Raw genomic sequence first — 14200 nt, 5'->3', positions numbered from 1 at the left:
CCTATGCATATCGAGCAAAAGTGATCCGGTCTTGCGATACGACATGCATGAAAGAAATACTAAGCTCTTGTCTTTACGCAATTCCGGACGGAAAGCCGCGCACCCTTTCCTGGAATTGCTGTAGGCGGAACGCTTCAGGTGAAGCGGCCGCCGATCAACTGGCTCCACTGCTCGCCCGCAAGCCCGTTCAGAAAGACCTGCGCGTTCTTCATGGCATCGAGAAGCTCGGGATCGCGTGAATGCACGACGGTCGAGGCGACCGGTATGAAGGCTATGCGTCTTACAAGCATGGCGTCCAGAAGCGCGGGCTGGACGCGGCCGCGCAAGCCGGAGACACCGCGCCGGGCGGCATGCTCGACCAGGCAATCGATCACCGGCCCGGCCTGGCCGGGAAGAGCGAGGACCTGCAGCACGCGGCCGATCCCGTCCGGTCGCGCGTAATAGGCGAAAGCGCCGACATTGGCGCCGTTCGGCGATGCCACCGACACGTAGACAAGCTCTCCGAAATCCGGCTTTTGCGCCGCATCGCCCAGAATATGGTTGAGCTGACCTTCCGCCCACTGCGGACGTAGCGGAAATTGGGCGCAAAGCGGCTCCAGCAGCCCCGCAAAGCTGCCGCTGTCGATCTCGGAGGCCCGAAATGCCCCCCGGCTCGATGCGTTGGCGACGACGCCGGTCCAGCGTCGTTGACTGCCCTTCATTTTGCGAAGGTAGAGCCGGTCGACGATCCGGGCGAGCGGGTTGAACATCCAGGCAAGCTTCATGTGATTGGCAAAAAGGCTGAGCATGAAGGTCGCCGGCCGCATCACGCGAACCCAGTCAAGGCTGTATTGCGGCAGCACAACGCCGCGAAGCCGCGTCCACAGTTTCACGGACGTATCATTGGCGGTTTCGCTGAAGGAGATGTCCTGCGGACCATCGAGGAAGGCCTTCAACAGGCGGGCACCGGCCATCGGATCGGTCTCGTGATCCTCGACCATCAGCGAGCTGCAGATGGCAGCGTAGAGCTGCCGGCCGTTGAATTTCATTGGCAGCGCATGAACGCCGACGAACCCGGAAACCTGGCCGGCGTCACTGACATGGACAAGCGAACGGAGCCCGCTGCCCCAGTCGGGTGCGTCCAGATAAAACCGCCTCATGTAATCGACGAGGGAGGCCGGCGCTGGCCCCCGCTTCTTGCGCAGCATGCGTTGAAACATGCCCGCGACGGCCGCAAGGTCGGCCTGATCGAGGGCGCGGACGACGCTCACGCCGGGCTCCCGGTTCCGGGAACCCGGCCACCATGTTTGCGCGCCATGGCGACACGGGGCTGGCCGTCGGCCGTCACGGCAAAGGTTGGGGTTTCGTAGGATTTCGTTCTCGATAAAAGGGTTGCTATCTGCCGATCTTGACCTTCGCCGAACTCAAATAGCAGCCATCCGCCTGGCTTGAGGAAAGCTGCGGCATCCCGGACCAGCCTTTGGAGGATCGAAATACCGTAAGGGCCGCCGTCGAAAGCTTCCCGAGGTTCGTTCTCCAACAGATGCGCGCTTTCGCTATCGAGACGGGATGAGGAAATATAGGGCGGGTTGCACACAACCATGTCGGCAGCGCCGCGGAGGCCGTCACCCTCGATCGCGGCAAATAGGTCGCCTTGCCGGACCTTGATCCTGTCCTGCAGGGCGAGGCGCACAACATTGCGGCGGGCAAGCGAAACCGTGCTGTCGGTCAGGTCCGCCGCCCACGCCCGAGCCCGAGGACATTCGCTGACGATGCCCACGGCAAGATTGCCGCTGCCGCAGCACATGTCGATCAGGATCGTTTCGTGCGCCTGTTCGCCAAGAATGGCCGCGGCCGTCCGGCCAAGCAGTTCCGTTTCGGCTCGCGGCACCAGGACGTCAGGCGCGAGTTCCAGCTCAACCCGCATGAAGCGGTGCAATCGCGGCCAATTGCGATCGTTTGCACGGCCGGCAGGAAGGCTGTGATGCTGCGGCAAGGAAAATCCCTATCCTGAGGATAAAACGCGGGTTCCCTGTTGTTACCAACTCCGGGTAAATTGATGTTAAAGATCATGATTGGATTGGGAGTAACCGGCCTATGTTGGCGGCGTCCTGTCCCATCAATGGCGGATTCCTGTGCCGCCGCAAGCCGATCCATGCGCTAATTCAGAGCAACGCCTCGTACCGGTCTCCGATCTTTTCAATTTCGAAATCCGCCGCCCTGCTTTTCAGGATCGCGGCGGTTGTCGGCTGGTCGAGCATTCCGGCCATCGCCACTGCCAGGGCCGCGGCATCGCCGACCGGCACCAGGGCGCCGAAGCGGCCGTCATCAAGTATTTCGCGCGGGCCGTGCGGCGCGTCCGTGGAGACCACCGGAATCCCCGCTGCCATGGCCTCGACCAGAACATTGCCGAAGCCCTCGCTGGTCGATGATAGGACGAACAAGTCAGCTACGGCGTAGCAGGCCGCCGGATCATTGACATAGCCCGCAAACAGAACGTCTGCGCCGATACCGGATTCTTCGGCATAGGCGCGCAGCTCGTCGGCCAGCGGACCCTCGCCGAAGATGACAAGCCGGGCCCGGCGGCCGGCGCGCAGCACAGCGAAGGCCCGCAGCAACGTCCAATGATCCTTAACGGGCACCAGGCGTCCGGCGGTGATGATGATGGGGCCGTCGCCCATCGCCGCGAGCTCTGCCTGCCAGGCGTAGGAGCGTTGCTGGGATGCCGCAGCCGGCGGCAGCGGGTTGTTGATGACCACGACCTTGGATTTCGGGAAGCCTCGGGCCACAAGATCGCCGCCGACACCCTCAGAAACCGCGATGGCCCTGGTGGCGCGGGCCGCAACCAGGGCCGAAAGCCAGACCGCCATTTTCGCGCCAAGGCTGCCGGAAGGCAGTGAGGCGGCGGCGTGGAAACTCGGGAAGAACCGCGCCCTGCTTCGCGCGAGGGAAAGCGCCAGCGCCACGACCAGATTGGCGAATTCCGGGGCGCTGTAGATCGCGTCGGGAGAAAGGCGGCCAAGCAGGCCCGCGCTTCGCACGATGCCTTTCAATGTCGCCCACTTGCCATAACCCTCGCCGCGAATGGGGAGGCCGAAATCGACCAGATGCACGGCAGGCGAAAGCAGGGCGGCATTGGGCCCCTGCGCGTTCCAGGTAAAAAGCGTGACGTTGTGGCCGCGCGATGCCAGCTCGTTCGCTATCAGGACGAACACACGCTCGGCGCCGCCGCCCCTGAGGCTGGCAATGTGAAAGACAATCCGCTTCGCCATTTCAGGCGCGGCTGGCAATGACGTCCGGGCGGTTCGGCGGAAGACGCATGTCGCGCACGATACCCAGGGTAATGGCGAGCAACATGCCAAGGATCATGCCGCCAATGGCCCCCAGGCCGATCATCACGACCGTGCGCGGGGGCCATGAACGGCCCTTTGGCGGCACTGCGGTGGAAATCACCTGCACATTGGTGCTGTCGATCTGTTCGCGCTCGGTTATCTGGCGTGCCCGCGACAGGAAGCTTTCATAGATAGCCGTCTTCGACGCGGCGTCACGTTCAAGTTCACGCAAGGCGACCTCGGAATCGCTATCCGAGAACACGTTGCCCTTCAAGTCATTCATCTTGGCATTGAGGGAGGCCGACGAGGTTTTGGCGGCATCGAGATTGACCTTCGCCAGGCGCAGGGTGCGCGCGTATTCGGCGCTGAGTTGCGCGCTGACCGTGTTGTACTCCGTCTTCAGCCTGACGATCGACGGATGACGGGGGCCAAAGGTCATCGACTGCGAATCGATCTGCTGGCGCAGGCCGTTGGCCGTTGCGCGCAGCGCCACAAGCGCCTCCGACGTGGCGGGACCGGAATTGGTGCCGTTTGCGCCGGCGGCAAGCAGGGCGTCGTAACTTGCCTGCGCGGCGATGACGCGCGATTGCGTCTCCACGATCTGGCCGTTGAGCTGGGTCATGGTTTGCGAGGAAACAAGCTGCCCATTGCTGGTGGCCAGATTGTGGCTGCGCCTATAGGCCTCGACCTTCTCTTCGGCCGCCTGCACATCGCTCTTGAGCTGGCCCAGCCGCCCGTCCAGCGCGGCCGCGGCACGGCTGGCGCCGGAAGCCTCGGCGCTGGCCAGCTCTTCCTGGAAAGTCTTGACGATATCCTGCGAAATCAGGATCGCCTTAGCGGGGGTTTCCGCCGATACCATCAAGGTCGTGACAAACGACTTTTCATCCGCGATGCTGCTAACCCGTTCCGCCAGGTTCTTCAGGGCGGTAAGCTTTGGGTCGGGTTTGGCGCCGTCCGTCCCTGTGCGGCTTCGGTCCGCGTCGAAGAACTCCGGGTCACTGGCCAGGTCAAGATCGTCTACAACACGTGAAAGCACGCTGCCCGAGGTCAAGATGCGCTCTTTGCTGCGCGCGCTGAGCAGCTGTCCATCGACCTGGGCCGATTGCGGGTAAAGATCATTCGGAACAACCTGAAGATTGGCGGGATTGATGAGGATGTCCGTGGTCACGGTGTAGCGCTGCTTGCTCAGCAGAGCGTAGGCACCGCCGATGATCCCGCCGGCGATTGCCAGCAGGCATACCAGAGCGAGGCCGGCGCGCAGCCAGACAAACAGACGCCCGAAATCGAGTTCGAGAAAGGTTCCGATCTTGTTGAGCGTCACCGTCGTGACGGGCTCGGCTACAGGCGGCGCCACGGGTGCAGGCGACACAGGGGCCGACGTTACAGGGGCCGACGTTACAGCGGGTGCCGCCGCATGTGCCATGATCGGCGCGGTTTGTTGCGGCTTTGGCCTGCTGGCGCGCCGCGCATTTTCGATCCGTTCATAGGGGCTAATGCCGGCGGCGGCCGCGGCTGGAGGAGGACCGGAAGCGGCGGACATCATGCTAACCCTTTAATATTCAATACGCACAGCCTGCTTTACGGAAACATCGTTAACATTTCATTTTCCAGGCGTGTCAGGCGCGTTCCGGAACAGCGATCTATCCACCCTTGGTCGGTATTCTGCCACGCCCGTCGTAGCCTGGCAAAGCGTGCAGGCGTTTCAAATGGAAATACAAGAGGTCGTCGCGAGGGCACCCGCAAGGAGCGGGCTTGGCGTCATGTCGCTGTTGATGCTGGTTGGCCTTGAAGGGGCGTGCCGAGGCGCCCATCCGGCTTTCGATAAGCGAGCAACAAGATGACGAGCAGCATGATATCCGGCGCCTTCGAAGAAAGGGCATTGTTTGACAATGCCGCGAGAATGGACGCGGCCGCTGCGATATGGGCGGCCCGAGGCGTATTGCGCAGGAGCTTGAAAAGGAACCGGAAGAAAGCAAACGCGAAGAGCAGGGCGATCGGCAGGCCGAACAAAAGCGTAAGAACGACCGGCGTGCTTTCGATGAAGGGGAGGTTGAGCTTTTCGTTGACGATCTTCAACAACTCGTTGGGATTCATGCCAAGCAGGATGTCCCTCCATTCAACGAACTTGAATACATCGTAGATCTTGACGCGCGCGTCGTAATTTTGATCAAAGAGCGTGTTGCTGAAGCGGTTCAGCAGCCCCGCCGAAAAGAGTATCGCAATCAGTATGGCGCCACCGGCCAGCGTCAGCATCAGCACCAGGAGTTTGGCCTGGCGTTGATGTCTGGGTGACAAGTCCGGCCAAGGCAGGAACACGAGCAGGAACAGGATCTCGCCGCAAGCGAGCAGCAGGGCGGTGCGCGCGCCCGAAGCGGCCGTGCCGATGAAGAGAATGAAGATGCAAAGCGCGCACACCCAGATACGCCACCGCGTCAATGCAACGAAACCTATGGCGGTGGTGCAAAGCGCGCCCAGCGCCAGCGGATGGGCCGACAGTCCGATCGGCCGAAAGTCCAGCTCAACGAGGGGATAGGGCAGGAATCGATGCTGGGTGACGGCCTCGATCGTTCCGATGATGGCGCTGAGGACGATCATGCCGACGATGACATTGCCAAGCGCCCTGCGCACATGGTCACCCAGGGCAAGCATGATCATCGCCGCGGCACAAGAGACCAGATAGGAATCGATTATGAAGCCGGCCGAGCCGGCACGGCCTATCACGAAGAGATAAGGCACCAGCCACAACAGCAGCAGCGAATATAACAATGTCGCCTTGAACAGCCTGACTTCATCGCCTTCGAGCCGAATTGGCCGGGTCGTGGCGATGACGACAAGCAGCAGAAAGATGGCATAGGTCCCGATATGCAGCTTTTCGGGAAACGACCCCCCCTCCGTCGAATAGGACATCACCATATTCATCAATTGCGGAGAGATGGTCGAGCGGAGCAGGAAAGCGAAGGCCGCGAGGAGAAAGAACAGGAGTGTGAGGGCGTCTTGGCGGCTGGCCTGCGCGGTCACGAACTGTTGCTCTGTGGGGGTGACACTCACGATTATCTGACCAGCGTTGCGGCTTGCGATTGAGATGGCAGGGGACGAACGCACCCCCGGGTACATTTTCCTGCAAGAACGTAAAGGAATATGGATAACCCGATCTTAACAGTGGCGATGCCCGGCATGGGCTATTTCATGAAGTCGGTAACCCACACTTAATTGGCCGGTCGTATTGATGGCGATGCTTTGCACGGCGCCCGACGCGCTGCCTGTGGACGGCACAATGGCATCAGGCGCCGGCAAAGCGCAGGAGATCAAGGTGAAGAAGTTCTATTCGATTCAGTATCTTCGCGCCTGCGCCGCCTTGCTGGTTCTGTTCGCACACGCCTTTTCCTATCAGATTGGCGTGGACAATCTGATTATTGTGACGGCGGGCCGCCTGGGCGTCGTTCTGTTCTTTGTCATCAGCGGTTTCATAATGGTCCATATTACGGGAGATGGTCCGTTTTCCGCTGCCACCTTCCTGAAACGCCGAGCAATCCGGATCATCCCCCTTTACTGGCTTTTCACCAGCCTCGCCGCGGTTCTGGCGGCGCTCGCGCCAAGTCTCTTCCAGAAGACCGTCTTTACGTGGCCCCACTATCTTCAGTCGCTCCTCTTCATTGTTCACGAAGCGCCTGGACGGGATAGCGCCAGTCCAATCCTCTCACTCGGCTGGACGCTCAATTACGAGGTATTTTTCTATATCGCTTTTGCGGTGTTCGCATTCCTGTCCGTGACCTCGCGCGTATTTGTGCTGACGGTCTTTTTCATTGCGATGTGGATAGCCGGGCTGTGGCTGGCTCCCACCAACCCTGTTATCCAGTTCTATCTCAACCCTTCTCCGGTGGCATTCGTCATCGGTATGTGGATAGGGCGGCGCTATTTGGACGGTGATTTCACTTCCGACATACGCCATGCCTGGATATTCGGCGTAATGACCGCTGCAGGCGTGGTGCTTTCATTCGTCGATGACGGTACGCCGCTCCTGGGTCAGATCAGCTTCGCGGGACAAGCAATGTGGGCGGCGGGCCTGCTTCATCTCAGCCTCATTCTGGAGCCGAAACTCAAGCACTGGAGCCTTCTTGAGCAGTTGGGCGACGCTTCCTACGCGCTTTATCTGTCGCATATCTTCGTGATCGGCGCTGTGGCGTACCTGGCCAGACGCACCGTCGGATACGAGCATCCGACAACGGTATTGTTGGTGTCGGTGGTCAGCATCGTGGCAGCCTGCCTCGTCAGTCTGGTGATTTACGAGATGATCGAGAAGCCGATTCTTCAGACCCTGAACGGCAAAAGGAAGACGAGAAACACACCGCTTCCTCATATTGCCACGGAGAACAAATAAGGAGGCCACGCAACGGGACGCTCACGGCTTTCAGCGCTTGAGTCAGCCCGCGCTGTCCACGACCTCGACATTGCCGGCGCGGTTAAGCGTATGAATGCCCGTGCGTGCCCATGCCGGACCCGCGCCGATCGGCCGGGGCGAGGCAAAGCGGACATCGGACGCGTCGAGTCGCTCAAGCCGCATCAGCCCCAGACCACCGCCATAGGCCCTCGATCCGTTCTGCACCGGCAGCACCAGGGCATCGTCCTGGCGGATAAAGGCGCCGCCCGGCCGGGTGCCCGAATGATCGACGGCAATGGGATTGAGCGGATGGGCGACCCATGGCCCGCGCAGCGAGGGTGCGCAATAGACCGCCATCGTGTCCGACGCGCTGCCGTAGCCGAACCGCTCCGTTCCAACCAGCCAGAAGCGACCGTCGGATTCGAGCAGCGTCGCGTCGTTGAAATCCCTGTCCGTCATCAGCACCGTGTCGCGGACCCAGCGGTCGGGAAACTGCGCGGCGCGATAGAGCACAAGTTCGCGAGCCGAACCACTTTCGGGGATCATGAAAATCTCGCCATCGTGTGCGAACACCTGCGGATACGACAGGTGGTGCGCTTCCTCCAATACAACCCTTGGAACACCGAAAGTGCCATCTTCACCGAGCTCGGCGACGGAAATCACGCCGCGACTCGTCGCGTAGGGGAATTCCTCGACAAACAGATGATGGCGGCGGTCGGCCTCGAAGACGAACGGGTCGGCATAGAAGCGTTGGCCATCGTCCGGCAGGACTGTGAACGGTTTGCCGTCGAGTTGCCCGGTTTCGGCGATGCCTGGTCCGTCGATCACCCGATAGGCAACCTGCCAATAGAAGGGGCGTCGTCCCCGCCTGATTTTTTGCACGGCGCGATCGATCAAGGCCCTGCCGAAAAAGGGCACATAGTGTCGAACAAAACTGTCGTTCTTCAGGATCGGCACCGGGTTGTCGCTTACCGGCACAAGCTTGCCCGCAAAGAAGCGGGCGACGGTTTGCATGATCAGCGACATGGCACCGGCGAGCAGGTCGTTGCAGCTTCGAGATAGCCAGAGCCTGTCTGCCAGCATCGGTCTAGCCTGGGCTACGACAACGCCATCGAGGCGAGCGCCAAGTTCAGGCAATTGTCCGCTCGCCAACATTGCGGCAACGCCGGCTGGAAAGCTGTTGCGGCCGCAAAATTCGAGCCTCAGGACTGGCGCGCCTTGCCCCGTTGCGCTGGCAGTGAGATCTATGACGAGGTCCGGAGGGCCGCGATCGATGGGCGGCAGCGGCTCGGACCGGCCCGCCAGCGAGGGACCGAAACGCCGGCTCTCGATCGTCAAGACAGTGTCCAGCCCCCGAGCGGTTGGCGCCGCCGCCGGCGCGTTGCAACTCGAGACCACGTAACCTGCCGCATCCAACCGCTTAAAAAGCTCATTTTCCCAGCGCCGGGATGCGACGGCGTGGCCGATGATTAAAATATTAGTCAACCCAAGTTATTCTCGTTAAAGCAAAAAATGGCTTTGCTTTGGTATCTTTCCCCACTGTTCCTGGCAAGGGTTGCCCAAGGGGGGCTGCGGACTCTAGCGTTAATCATACGTTAATTTTTTTGAATACGAAGGCGGTTCAGGGCGCTATTGTTAAGCTGTAAGCACATATCAGCCGGGCGCGCACGCTTTCGGTGACCAGGGTCAACCATGAACGCCGTTTCACATCCGAAATTGCCCTCAAGGCGAAAACTGCTGATCGTGTTCGGCACGAGGCCGGAGGCGCTCAAATGTTTTCCGGTGGCGCGCGCCGCGCTTGCCCATCCGGGCTTTACCACGGAAATATGTGTGACGGGCCAGCATCGCGAGATGGTCGATCAGGTCATTGAACTGACGGGCCTGCCGGTGCACTACGATCTCAACATCATGCAGCCAGGTCAGACGTTGTTCGACGTGACCTCGCGCGTGCTCCTCGGAATGGCGGGGGTGCTGGAGAAGGCGAAGCCGGACATCGTCATCGTCCAGGGCGACACAACCACCGCGATGACCGCGGCTCTAGCTGCCTTCTACAAGCACATTCCGGTTGCCCATATCGAGGCGGGATTGCGCAGCCACAACATCAACTCTCCCTTTCCGGAGGAACTGAACCGCAAGATTGCCGGCAACATCGCCACCTGGCATTTTGCGCCGACCACCGAGGCGCGCGACAATCTCATCGCCGAAGGAAAGGCTGCGAACACCATCTTCGTAACCGGCAATACCGTGATCGACACGCTGCTGCATTTCTCCAGCGAGATCGATGCCGACAAGTTGATGAACGCCAAGCTCGCCGCTCGTTTCCCCTTCATCGATCCGACCAAGAAAATGATCCTCGTCACCGGTCATCGCCGTGAGAATTTCGATGGCGGCATCCAGAGAATCTGCACCGCGCTGAAGGCATTGTCGGCGCGCAGGGATGTGCAGATCATCTACCCGGTCCATCCCAACCCGAATGTGCGCTCCGTGGTCGAGGCCGAAATCGGGACGGTGCCGAACATCCACCTGATCGACCCGCAGGACTATTTGCCGTTCCTGTACCTGCAGAAACAGAGCTACCTGGTGTTGACCGACAGCGGCGGCGTGCAGGAAGAGGCGCCTTCACTCGGCAAGCCGGTGCTGGTGATGCGGGAAAACACGGAGCGACCCGAAGGGATCGCCGCTGGTACTGCCCGGCTGGTCGGCACCGATATCGAAAAAATTCTGGCCAATGCCAATAGCCTGCTCGATGATGAGAGCGTCTATCGCGGCATGGCGGAGAGGCACAATCCATACGGCAATGGCCAAGCTGCGAGCCGGATCGTTGAGGAATTGCTGAATCATGGCTGAAATCAAAACCGTTTCCGTTATCGGCATGGGCTATATCGGCCTGCCGACCTGTGCCATTTTTGCCAGCCGCGGACTCGATGTCATCGGTGTCGATATCAACGAGGCGGTGGTCGCGAAGGTCAACCGCGGCGAAATCCACATCATCGAACCGGACCTGGATGGTTTGATCCAGAAAGTCGTCGCCAATGGCAAGCTCAAGGCATTCAGCACGCCTCAGCCGGCCGATGCCTATATTATCGCCGTTCCAACTCCGATCACCCCGGACCGCAAGCCGGATGTAAGCTACGTGCTTGCGGCAGCGCGAAGCATCGCTCCGGTGCTAAAACGGGACGACCTGGTGGTGCTGGAATCAACATCGCCGGTCGGTACGACGCGTGTCATGACAGCGCTGCTTGCGGAACTGCGACCCGATCTCAAATTTCCCGTCGCGCATGGCGAGGAAGCTGACGTCCTGGTCGCCTACTCTCCCGAGCGCGTGCTGCCGGGAAAGGTGCTGACCGAGCTGATCAACAATGATCGCTCGATCGGCGGACTGTCCCGAAAGTCTTCGGAGCGGACAGCGGCACTCTATTCAAGCTTCGTCGCCGGCGACCTGTTCATAACCCAGGCCGAAAGCGCGGAACTGGTTAAGCTGACTGAAAATGCGTTCCGCGATGTCAATATCGCCTTCGCCAATGAGCTTGCGGCGGTGTGCCAGGATCTGTCGCTCAACGTCTGGGAGGTAATCGATCTCGCCAACCGGCATCCTCGCGTGAACATCCTGCAGCCGAGCCCGGGCGTGGGCGGCCACTGCATTGCGATCGATCCGTATTTTATCATCGACGCCGCACCGAACAATACGCGGCTGATCAGTTCGGCACGGCGCATCAATTCCGAGCGACCCTTGTCGGTGGTCAGGGACATCGAGGCATTGCTCGACCCGACCCGCAAGCAGACGATCGCCTGTCTTGGCCTCAGCTTCAAACCCAATATCGACGATATGCGCGAGAGCCCGGCTGTCGAGGTTGTTAAGCTTCTGTCCAAGATTCCCAATATCAAGATCGTCGCTGCCGAGCCCAATGCGCGTCAGTTGCCACACGAGCTCGAGGGCAGCGGCGTCATGTTCACCGATGCACTTTCCGCTATTGACCAATCCGATATCGTCGTCCTGCTGGTCGACCATCGACAATTCAATCTGATCGATCCCGAAGCGCTCAAGGACAAGAAGCTCGTCGACACACGGGGCCTGTGGACCTGGCGCAAGGCGCGCAAGCCCGACGCCCGCATCGAAGGCAAGAAATCCGAAATGGAACGCTCGCAGTCTCTCGCTCGCACCGGAGAAGCGGCATGAACTCGCATGACCCGGCATGGGCGCAACACTCTCTATTGGCATCACGCCGCCGCGAGTTTCTCGGTGCGACCATCCATGCGCTGACCATGGCCGAGACGCTGGCCATCGCAGACGAGGCGATGGCGACGCGGCGACCGCTTCACCATGTTGTCGTGAACGTCGCCAAGCTTGTGAACATGCGCAAGAATGCCGAACTGCGCGAGGATGTCGTCGGGGCGGATATGGTCAATGTCGACGGCAAAGGCGTGCTTTGGGGCGCGCGGCTCTGCGGCGTCGAGTTGCCGGAGCGTGTGACCGGCGTCGACGTCATGATCAACCTGCTTGCGCTGTGCGCCAGGCGTGGCTATCGCCCCTACCTTCTGGGCGCTGAACAGCACATTCTCGACGCAGTTGAAAGCCGACTTGCCAGAGATCATCCGAGCCTGGCCATTGCCGGCAGGCGCAATGGGTATTTCAAGGCGGACGAAGAGGCCGCGATCGTCGAGGCCATCAACGCTTCAGGTGCCGACTGCCTGTTTGTGGCGATGCCGACGCCGAGCAAGGAGCGCTTTCTCAAGCGCTATCGCGACGTACTCGCTCCGAGTTTCGTCATGGGCGTGGGCGGCAGCTTCGACGTCTATGGTGGAAAGGTCGCCCGGGCACCGAAACTGGTTCAGGCGGCCGGCCTGGAGTGGCTGTTCCGTGTGGCACAGGAGCCGCGACGCTTGTGGCGCCGCTACTACGATACCAACACCGCCTATGCACTGCTGCTGTGGCGTGAGTTCTGGTCTCGCCGGGGACGCCGAAACGTCAATCCGTAGGCTCGCGACTGTCAGACAAGCATGCCTCATAGCGCGGGATTTATGCGATCCGGAGCCGTGCCCTTAGCTTGCCGATGAACTGCGTCACGGCCGCGGGGTGAAACAACCAGGTCAGTCCCAGGAAAGCCGCAGCGCCGGCGACGCCGCCCGCCGCGAGCGGAAAGATCGCCGGCATATTGCCCAGCGCAGTGCCGGCAAGGCTGGCGGCCAATCCGGTGCAGATAGAAATGATGACTGAGACAGCGATGTCGCGCCAGGGCACCGGCACCGGCGTGAGCCTCTCGGCGATGACGATGCAGGCTGCAAGACCTGCCAGCGATCCGCCCGCCAACGCCAAAGCCGCGCCAATCTCCGCCATGGTGGGAATCAACAGAAAAGACAGTGAAATCGTTGCCACCGAGCCGAAGGAATTGGCGATGATCAGCAACCACGGCCGCTTATGTGCGTGCACCACGACGCCATAAACGAAGCTTGTGAGATTGGCACAAAGAACGCTGAAGGCGATGATCGGGAACAGCAGGCCGAAGCGACCATGATATTCCGCGGGCAGCAGGAGTCGCGTGATGTCGCCGCTGAGCGCGATAAGCATTGCTGCGACCGGCAGGCAAAGGCGTATCATCAAGGCCATGAGTTGCGACAACAACCGCCCGGACGCCTCGGATCCCTCGTCGTCGAAGCGGCTGACCACTTCTGGAAATGCGCCCATGTTGATTGCGTTGGCGACCATATCGATCGGCTGCCGAGCCAATGCGTAGGCGGCTGCGAAGACAGCCACCGCGCCGGCATCGTAGTAGAGCTTGAGGAAGACGCGTTCAGCGCTGTTGAGACCGAAACCGACCAGCGCCATGATGACGAGGGGCACGCCGAGAGCAAAAAACTCCTTGTGGGTGAAGCGCGGCGGGCCGCCAATAACGCGCCCGGATGCCACCACGCACGCCACGATGCCGGCAATCAGCACGGCGAGGCTCGAGCCGAGCGATACCGTCAGAAACGAGCGTTGGAAGATAAGGATGGCGGCGATCGGCAAGGCGAGTTGCAGCAGGCCGCGCAGATATTCAAGCATCGAATAGAGGGAATGACGCTGCTGCATTTGCAGCACCGTCAACGCGAACCGGCTGATGGAGCCGGCAATCAGATAGCTGCAGACGGCGATTGCAAATTCGATCCAGCGCTCCGGCACGATCACCGCCGAGGCGATCACGGATATGATCAGGGCCAGCACCGTGGTGACAAGCAATACCTGTCCGGCAAGCATCAGGCTGCCACGGCTGACGTCGCCTTTTCCGCCAAGCCGCAACAAGGCAATGCGCAGCCAGTTGGTAACGGCAACATCCGTCATTTCGCCCACGGTGACCACCAGGGTCAGCAGGCCATACTCCGTCTGGTCGATCAGCCGCGTCATGACGACCAGCAGGAGCAGAGCGGAAACCCGCGTCAGCAGAATAGCTGGGCCATAGATGAGTGTGGAACGGAGCAGCAAAGGGTTGTTCCCGGAAAATTTGCCGTCGATTAATCGTTGACCGACGGGAATTCC

At 60.7% G+C, this 14200-nt stretch carries 11 protein-coding genes; 4 read left to right on the top strand and 7 right to left on the bottom strand.

What is annotated here, in order from left to right:
- Nucleotides 1–134: 134 nt before the first annotated feature.
- The 5 genes from ACYG9V_RS28505 to ACYG9V_RS28485 all read right to left on the bottom strand — a co-directional run bounded on the left by ACYG9V_RS28505 (nucleotide 135) and on the right by ACYG9V_RS28485 (nucleotide 6329).
- Complete coding sequence (locus tag ACYG9V_RS28505) at nucleotides 135–1250, bottom strand: hypothetical protein (RefSeq protein ID WP_352762437.1); 1116 nt, start codon at nucleotides 1248–1250, stop codon at nucleotides 135–137.
- A complete protein-coding gene (locus tag ACYG9V_RS28500) occupies nucleotides 1247–1975 on the bottom strand; it encodes a N5-glutamine methyltransferase family protein (RefSeq protein ID WP_023671791.1) in 729 nt (242 codons plus the stop codon). The genes ACYG9V_RS28505 and ACYG9V_RS28500 overlap by 4 nt, the downstream gene beginning before the upstream one ends.
- Before the next feature lie 169 nt (nucleotides 1976–2144).
- Nucleotides 2145–3251, bottom strand: a complete 1107-nt coding sequence (locus ACYG9V_RS28495) for a glycosyltransferase (protein ID WP_023671792.1) — start codon at nucleotides 3249–3251, stop codon at nucleotides 2145–2147.
- 1 nt (nucleotide 3252) lies between these two features.
- Nucleotides 3253–4851, bottom strand: a complete 1599-nt coding sequence (locus ACYG9V_RS28490; protein ID WP_031243977.1) for a GumC family protein — start codon at nucleotides 4849–4851, stop codon at nucleotides 3253–3255.
- A 218-nt stretch (nucleotides 4852–5069) separates the two neighbouring features.
- Entirely contained in the window at nucleotides 5070–6329 is a 1260-nt protein-coding gene (locus tag ACYG9V_RS28485) for a VpsF family polysaccharide biosynthesis protein (RefSeq protein WP_023751290.1), read from the bottom strand.
- 256 nt (nucleotides 6330–6585) lie between these two features.
- Here ACYG9V_RS28485 and ACYG9V_RS28480 point away from each other — a divergent pair, with 256 nt between their 5' ends.
- Nucleotides 6586–7689: an acyltransferase family protein gene (locus ACYG9V_RS28480; protein ID WP_352757746.1), complete on the top strand. Its 1104-nt coding sequence runs from the start codon at nucleotides 6586–6588 to the stop codon at nucleotides 7687–7689.
- 42 nt (nucleotides 7690–7731) lie between these two features.
- Here the strand turns inward: ACYG9V_RS28480 and ACYG9V_RS28475 are convergent, their stop codons facing one another.
- Entirely contained in the window at nucleotides 7732–8772 is a 1041-nt protein-coding gene (locus ACYG9V_RS28475; protein WP_460222050.1) for a glucosamine inositolphosphorylceramide transferase family protein, read from the bottom strand.
- Nucleotides 8773–9381: 609 nt separating this feature from the next.
- Here ACYG9V_RS28475 and wecB point away from each other — a divergent pair.
- From wecB to ACYG9V_RS28460, 3 genes are read left to right on the top strand one after another with little or no spacing between them, the layout of a single operon-like run.
- Nucleotides 9382–10536 carry a non-hydrolyzing UDP-N-acetylglucosamine 2-epimerase gene (gene wecB, locus ACYG9V_RS28470; protein ID WP_352762432.1) on the top strand — a complete coding sequence of 385 codons (1155 nt, stop codon included), beginning with the start codon at nucleotides 9382–9384 and terminating at the stop codon, nucleotides 10534–10536.
- Nucleotides 10529–11866 carry a UDP-N-acetyl-D-mannosamine dehydrogenase gene (gene wecC, locus ACYG9V_RS28465; protein ID WP_023686301.1) on the top strand — a complete coding sequence of 446 codons (1338 nt, stop codon included), beginning with the start codon at nucleotides 10529–10531 and terminating at the stop codon, nucleotides 11864–11866. Before wecB ends, wecC begins: the two co-directional genes overlap by 8 nt.
- Entirely contained in the window at nucleotides 11863–12666 is an 804-nt protein-coding gene (locus tag ACYG9V_RS28460) for a WecB/TagA/CpsF family glycosyltransferase (protein ID WP_031195422.1), read from the top strand. Before wecC ends, ACYG9V_RS28460 begins: the two co-directional genes overlap by 4 nt.
- Before the next feature lie 40 nt (nucleotides 12667–12706).
- Here ACYG9V_RS28460 and ACYG9V_RS28455 read toward each other — a convergent pair whose 3' ends face one another.
- Nucleotides 12707–14146: a lipopolysaccharide biosynthesis protein gene (locus ACYG9V_RS28455; protein ID WP_352762430.1), complete on the bottom strand. Its 1440-nt coding sequence runs from the start codon at nucleotides 14144–14146 to the stop codon at nucleotides 12707–12709.
- Nucleotides 14147–14200: the final 54 nt, after the last annotated feature.

The sequence above is a fragment of the Mesorhizobium sp. W016 genome, from assembly GCF_054719485.1.
Note: the sequence above shows the minus strand (reverse complement) of the source record. Positions and strands in the feature narration are given on the sequence as shown.

Coding starts and splice junctions, on each gene's coding strand:
- ACYG9V_RS28495 (WP_023671792.1), bottom strand. CDS start 3,251: ATGGCGAAGCGGATTGTCTTTCACATTGCCAGCCTCAGGGGCGGCGGC.
- wecC (WP_023686301.1), top strand. CDS start 10,529: ATGGCTGAAATCAAAACCGTTTCCGTTATCGGCATGGGCTATATCGGC.
- wecB (WP_352762432.1), top strand. CDS start 9,382: ATGAACGCCGTTTCACATCCGAAATTGCCCTCAAGGCGAAAACTGCTG.
- ACYG9V_RS28490 (WP_031243977.1), bottom strand. CDS start 4,851: ATGTCCGCCGCTTCCGGTCCTCCTCCAGCCGCGGCCGCCGCCGGCATT.
- ACYG9V_RS28475 (WP_460222050.1), bottom strand. CDS start 8,772: ATGCTGGCAGACAGGCTCTGGCTATCTCGAAGCTGCAACGACCTGCTC.
- ACYG9V_RS28480 (WP_352757746.1), top strand. CDS start 6,586: ATGGCATCAGGCGCCGGCAAAGCGCAGGAGATCAAGGTGAAGAAGTTC.
- ACYG9V_RS28460 (WP_031195422.1), top strand. CDS start 11,863: ATGAACTCGCATGACCCGGCATGGGCGCAACACTCTCTATTGGCATCA.